Raw genomic sequence first — 1,271 nt, 5'->3', positions numbered from 1 at the left:
GACAATCACTTCCTCAATAATCGCTTTGGCGTCTTCCAGGTCCGCATCCAGGCCCACATGAAAGTCGGTGACGATCATCATGTCCAGTTCGCCGGAATTGCCGGAGGCCACCACATCGGTAATAAAGCGTGAGTTGGGGATGGTGACCAGATTGTCGTCCAGGGTTTGCAGGCGCACGGTACGCAGGCCGATGGAGACGATCTCTCCGTAGACATCCGCGAAGCTGACCCGGTCGCCCACCCGGAAGGGGCGGTCGAACAGCAGTAACAGACCTGCCACCAGGGAGGCGGCGATGTCCTTGAGGGCAAAACCCAGGGCCACGGCGATGGAGCCACCGGCGGCCAGCATGAATTCCTTGGGCGGCTGCAGCACTCCGATGATCAGCGCGGCGGAGCCTACGGTGTAGAGCACAAAGCCGATCAGGGTGGTGATCTGCAGAATCAGGAAGCGCCGGGTGGGCAGCTTTTCGGTGATCTTCAGGCTGGCCTTGCTGATGCCCCAGTTCAGTGCCCACAGCACAAAGCCGCCGATAAACAGCAGCAACAGGGCGTAGATGTTGAACAGCTCAACCACCACCGCCAGATCATTGACGATATTGCCTTCATTCATTGAGCAGATTCTTCCTTGTCAGGTAACTGATCACCTGCTGATACCACAGGGGTTTCAACCGGTAGCGGCCATCCTCGGATTTATTCAGGAAACCGGCATCGAAGCCACCCTTGAGGGCGTAGCGCACCACATTGCCGGGCAGATTGGTGACATGGCTGATTTCCTGGCTGGTCAGGTTTTCGTGGGTGGCAATGGCGGCATACACGAACAGGGCATTCTCGCCCATGCTGTCGAGAATGCTGGCAGAGGGCGGCGTGGGCAGCCCCACCAGCACCTGCCGCCCTTTGGGCTTCACCGAGGTCAGCCACAGGCGCAGGGCCACCATGGGGTTGCCGCGGCAGGCATCCCACAGCAGGCTGAAATAGCGTTGCTCCGCGTTGCGTACATTGCCCGCTTCCGGTCCACGGGAAGACAGCAGCACCTCGTCATAACGAACCCGATGACCACTGAGGTGGTTGCGCGCCAGGATCAGTGAGCGGATATCCGTCTGTCCCCAGCGTTTCACTTTCACCACGTTGCGGAACTGGTAATCACGGCCGAACACATTGCATAAATAGGCCCAGCTCTGGTTGTTGATCATCAGCAACCAGAACACATTATCCAGCCGTGCATTGACCAGGCTGAGCACCGTACGCCAGCCTTCCAGGCCGCCGATTTCCTTG

General features: G+C 58.9%; 1 protein-coding gene and 1 pseudogene. Both read right to left on the bottom strand.

The features are described from left to right. The coding region (locus B3Q33_RS10980) for a mechanosensitive ion channel family protein (RefSeq protein WP_286827533.1) at positions 1–609 on the bottom strand (609 nt) is incomplete at its 3' end. Continuing rightward, positions 602–1,271 (bottom strand): annotated as a pseudogene (locus B3Q33_RS10975) (ATP-binding protein); the annotation flags it as partial. The pseudogene B3Q33_RS10975 and the gene B3Q33_RS10980, both read right to left, overlap by 8 nt.

The organism is Alcanivorax sp. UBA3183, from assembly GCF_002364155.1.
Classification (GTDB): domain Bacteria; phylum Pseudomonadota; class Gammaproteobacteria; order Pseudomonadales; family Alcanivoracaceae; genus Alcanivorax; species Alcanivorax jadensis.
This window is presented reverse-complemented; position numbering and strand designations above follow the sequence as displayed.